Origin of the sequence: Sulfitobacter sp. HI0129, from assembly GCF_001635395.1 — a bacterium.
Lineage (GTDB): Bacteria > Pseudomonadota > Alphaproteobacteria > Rhodobacterales > Rhodobacteraceae > Sulfitobacter.
On record NZ_LWGH01000346.1, the window covers coordinates 1 to 4,507 of the forward strand.

Below are 4,507 nucleotides of genomic sequence, written 5' to 3' on the forward strand. Positions count from 1 at the left end.
ACGCGATGTGGATACGCTCAAACTGCTGCAGACCATGGGCCATCGTGACTTCGGCATCTATGCGCGTGTCGTCCAGAGCGGGACGGTAAGCGTTGGCGACAGTCTGGAACTGACCTGATGGCCCTACCCTTCCCCCTCGCCGATGAACCGGAGCCTCAGGATGCCGAAGACGGTCGGCTGCTGTTCGCGGGCGGCACCGAATTCGTCAAAGGCGTTGTCGCCATGGACGGGCTGCCCGATCCCGATCGGCTCGAAGTCTGCTTTGCCGGACGTTCGAACGTTGGTAAATCCAGCCTCATCAATGCGTTGACAGGGCGCAAGGGTCTGGCACGTGCGTCGAACACCCCCGGTCGCACGCAAGAGATCAATTACTTTGCGACCGGCGAAGATCTCTACCTTGTCGACCTTCCCGGCTATGGCTTCGCCAATGCGCCGCTGGCGGTGGTCGAAAAATGGCAGCGTCTTTTGCGGCAATACCTTTCGGGTCGTCAAACCCTGCGCCGCGCCTTCGTGCTCATCGATGCGCGCCACGGTATCAAGAAAGTGGATGAGGAAATCCTGTCCCTCCTCGACAGTTCCGCCGTCACGTTCCAGGCTGTTCTGACAAAGGCGGACAAGGTGAAGGAAAAGGATCGGGAAAAGGTGCTCGATCAGGTGCGCGCCGCGCTATCGCGACATCCCGCCGCCTACCCCGAAATCCTTGTGACTTCGTCGGAAAAGGGCTGGGGCATCCCCACGATGCGTGCCATCATCGCCGCTCTGGAATAGCTGGCGCAGCGCGCCACCAAAGGGTCAAAGGATGAGAACGCAAGACATGAACCGCGATTGGATCGCCACCGCCCGCACCCTGTCACAGGCACTACCCTATCTGCAGCGCTATGCGGATGCGACCGTGGTGATCAAACTTGGCGGTCACGCCATGGGCAGCGATGAGGCGATGGATGAATTCGCCCGCGACGTCGCCCTGATGCGGCAGGTTGGTGTGAACCCCGTGATCGTCCACGGCGGTGGCCCGATGATCAATGACATGCTCAAGCGGTTGGATATCAAATCCGAATTCGTGAACGGCAAGCGCGTGACGGATGCGGCGACAATGGACGTGGTCGAAATGGTCCTCTCCGGGCTGGTAAACGCCAAGATCGTGCAGGCAATCAGCGAACAGGGCGGGCGTGCCGTAGGGGTATCGGGCAAGGATTCGGGGCTGATCATCTGCGAAGCGGAAGACCCCGCGCTCGGCCTTGTCGGTCGCCCGACAGAGGTGAACCCGCGTCTTCTCCTCGACCTTGCGGAAAAGGAGATCATTCCCGTCATTGCCCCCTTGGGAATGGGCCGCGGGGGCGAGACGTTCAACATCAACGGCGATACCGCCGCCGGGGCCATTGCCGCGGCCCTGAAGGCGGATCGCCTCCTGCTCCTGACGGATGTCGCCGGGGTGAAGAACGCTGCCGGGGACGTGCTGACAGAGCTTACCGCGGCGCAGATCCGCGAAATGGTGGCCGATGGGACGATTGCGGGCGGGATGATCCCCAAGACCGAAACTGCGCTCGATGCGCTGGAGGGCGGGGCGCGGGCTGCCGTTATCCTCGACGGTCGTGCGCCAAATGCCTGCCTTCTCGAACTGTTTACCGAGCACGGGGCAGGCAGCATCATCCGCAAAGGATGACACTGCCGGAGCTGGAAGCGCTGCTGGACCCTGCGTATCTGCGCATCCTCGGCGGCTTCCACCCCGGGCCGGATGACGGCACCCCGGAGGGCTGCAAAACGCTTTTGCTTCTCGGCCCGGATGAACCTCGGTTCTGGCCGTATTTCATCCAGACACCTGAGTATCGCGACGACGCGCCCGACGCGATGGACAGATGGTCCCTGCGTGTGGTGGGGGACTGCGCAAAAAGGATCGGCGCACAGGCGCTTTTTCCCTTCGGTGGCCCGCCCTACCTGCCCTTCTATTCCTGGGCGTTAAAATCAGGCCGGGCCCACGTGTCGCCGATCCGGTTTCTCGTCCATGATCGTGCGGGGCTGTTTCTGTCATTTCGTGGTGCCCTGGCCCTTTCGGAACGGATCCCCCTCCCCTCACCGGAAAGCACGCCCTGCGCCACCTGTGCAAGCCAGCCCTGCGCCACTGCCTGTCCCGTCCGTGCCTTGACACCCCAGGGATATGATGTGGCAGCCTGCAAGGCATATATACGGTCCGACGCAGGGCGGGATTGTCGGGAAAACGGATGCCTCGCGCGGCGGGCCTGCCCCGTATCGAAGACAGCGGGCCGGCTATCGGCGCAATCGGCCTATCATATGCAGTATTTTATCAAAGGTAGCCCATGAAACGCCTGATCCTTATGCGGCACGCGGAGTCCGATTGGAGCGGCAGCAGCGGCACCGATCACAGTCGGGTTCTGAATGCCCGGGGCCGCCTTGGGGCGGAACGGCTCGGGCAGTGGATGAAGGAACATGACTATCTGCCGGACCGCGTCCTTTGTTCCGACGCGAGCCGCACCCGCGAAACGCTTCTGCTGCTGGAACTGCAAACAAATTCAGTCGAGCATTTGCGCGCGCTCTACCTCGCCGGGCCGCCGGAAATTCTGGAGCTGCTGCGCGAGGCAGAGGGCGAGGCGGTGCTGATGGTCGCACACAACCCGGGCTGCGCCACCTGCGCACAGTGGTTGCCCGTTGCGAACGAGGTGCGGAATATCCGCCCGGCGCAACCAGCGTTATCGACTTCGACGTCGAAGACTGGGGAAATATTGATTGGGGAACCGGTCAGCTGCACGACTATACCAGCCCGCGCGACCTGAATTGAACAGGCGCCCGGGCGGCGCAAACCGCCCGGTCCGCATGGTTTCGGTCAATGGCCGAGGATCTGGCTCAGGAACAGTTGGGTCCGCGGCGACTTCGGATTCTTGAAGAACTCCTCCGGCTCGTTCTGTTCGACGATCTGCCCGTCATCCATGAAGATCACCCGGTTCGCGACCTGACGGGCAAAGCCCATCTCGTGCGTCACGCAGAGCATCGTCATACCCTCTTCGGCGAGCTCGATCATGGTGTCGAGCACTTCCTTGATCATCTCCGGGTCGAGGGCGGAGGTCGGCTCATCGAAAAGCATGATTCGGGGGCGCATGCACAGCGACCGGGCGATCGCCACCCGCTGCTGCTGCCCGCCCGAAAGCTGACCGGGATATTTATCCGCCTGATCCGGGATCTTCACCTTTTCGAGGAAATGCATCGCTGTTTCCTCGGCCTTCTTCTTGGGGACCTTGCGAACCCATATCGGGGCAAGCGTACAGTTCTCAAGAATCGTGAGGTGCGGGAAGAGGTTGAAATGCTGGAAGCACATACCGACTTCGGAGCGGATCTTGTCGATGTTCTTGAGGTCTGAGGACAGCAATGTGCCGTCCACCTCGATGGTGCCTTTCTGGTGCTCTTCCAGCGCGTTGATGCAGCGGATCAGCGTCGATTTACCCGAGCCCGAAGGACCACAAATAACGATACGTTCCCCGCGATAGACTGTCAGGTCGATATCCCGCAGCACGTGGAAGCTGCCGTACCATTTGTTCATGTTCTGGATGGAGATCGCGACTTCGTCGGAGACCTTCATCTGGGGGTTGGGTGTCACGTGGGTTTCAGCGATGTCAGCCATTCTTCGGGCCTCCTTAACGATGATCTGTCGCGAGGCGGCGTTCCAGCCACTGCGAGTATTGCGAGATGCCGTAGCAGACAATGAAGAAGAGCAGCGCAGCAAAGCCGAGCAGTTCCCAATAGACGCCGTTCCAGTCCGTCGAAGCGAGGATCGGGCCACGGATCATGCCGACCAGATCGAACATGGAGATGATCGATACCAGCGTCGTATCCTTGAAGAGACCCACAGCGATGTTCACGATGCCCGGAATGGAGATCTTCAGCGCCTGCGGCAGAATGATGAGCCGCATTGCCTGCGGGTAATCGAGCCCGAGGCTATCGGCCGCTTCGTACTGCCCCTTCGGAAGCGCGGCGAGCCCGCCCCGGATCACCTCGGCGATATAGGCCGAAGAGAACATGGTGATCATAATGACCACCCGCAGGAACAGGTCCACGCCGGAGCCGGGCGGGAAGAAATAGGCCAGCATCACGTTCGCCACGAACAGCAGCGTGATCAGCGGCACCCCGCGAATGAACTCGATGAAGATGACGCAGATCCATTTGATCAACGGCATGGAGGACTGACGACCCAACGCCAGTGCGATACCGATGGGCAGTGAAAGCGAAACGCAGGTCACGCCCAGCATCATGTTCAGCATGAAGCCACCCAGATCGCGCGACGGCACCGCTTCGAGCCGCAGGCCCGAAGTGATCCGGGCGAGGTCGGGAATGGCGAGCCCGCCGACATACCAGACCGCCAGCGCGGCGATGACACCACCGAAGAACCCTGTCGCGAAACTGCGATGGACGAGTTTTTCGTAGACGAAATAGCCCACGACGAACCCAAGCAGTGCGACGATGGGTGTCCAGATCGTACCGCCCCAGATCAGCCAGTAGG

General features: G+C 61.1%; 7 protein-coding genes. 5 read left to right on the forward strand and 2 right to left on the reverse strand.

All coding sequences use genetic code 11. The annotated features are described in order from the left end of the window. Positions 1 to 7: 7 nt before the first annotated feature. The 5 genes from A3764_RS26410 to A3764_RS08775 are packed head-to-tail and all read left to right on the forward strand — an operon-like array spanning position 8 to position 2,789. Entirely contained in the window at positions 8 to 118 is a 111-nt protein-coding gene (locus tag A3764_RS26410; RefSeq protein ID WP_443069367.1) for an MOSC domain-containing protein, read from the forward strand. Next, positions 118 to 768, forward strand: a complete 651-nt coding sequence (gene yihA / locus A3764_RS08760) for a ribosome biogenesis GTP-binding protein YihA/YsxC (protein ID WP_067924112.1) — start codon at positions 118 to 120, stop codon at positions 766 to 768. The genes A3764_RS26410 and yihA overlap by 1 nt, the downstream gene beginning before the upstream one ends. Before the next feature lie 31 nt (positions 769 to 799). Next, a complete protein-coding gene (gene argB / locus A3764_RS08765; protein ID WP_201722107.1) occupies positions 800 to 1,663 on the forward strand; it encodes an acetylglutamate kinase in 864 nt (287 codons plus the stop codon). Continuing rightward, entirely contained in the window at positions 1,660 to 2,319 is a 660-nt protein-coding gene (locus A3764_RS08770) for a ferredoxin (protein WP_067924117.1), read from the forward strand. The genes argB and A3764_RS08770 overlap by 4 nt, the downstream gene beginning before the upstream one ends. After that, positions 2,316 to 2,789: a SixA phosphatase family protein gene (locus A3764_RS08775; protein WP_236628146.1), complete on the forward strand. Its 474-nt coding sequence runs from the start codon at positions 2,316 to 2,318 to the stop codon at positions 2,787 to 2,789. Before A3764_RS08770 ends, A3764_RS08775 begins: the two co-directional genes overlap by 4 nt. A gap of 50 nt (positions 2,790 to 2,839) precedes the next feature. Here the strand turns inward: A3764_RS08775 and A3764_RS08780 are convergent, their stop codons facing one another. Together A3764_RS08780 and A3764_RS08785 are read right to left on the reverse strand one after the other, a co-directional pair. Continuing rightward, entirely contained in the window at positions 2,840 to 3,631 is a 792-nt protein-coding gene (locus A3764_RS08780; protein WP_067924120.1) for an amino acid ABC transporter ATP-binding protein, read from the reverse strand. Positions 3,632 to 3,644: 13 nt separating this feature from the next. Continuing rightward, positions 3,645 to 4,507, reverse strand: an 863-nt coding sequence (locus tag A3764_RS08785) for an amino acid ABC transporter permease (RefSeq protein WP_067951490.1), incomplete at its 5' end; no start/stop codon positions are given.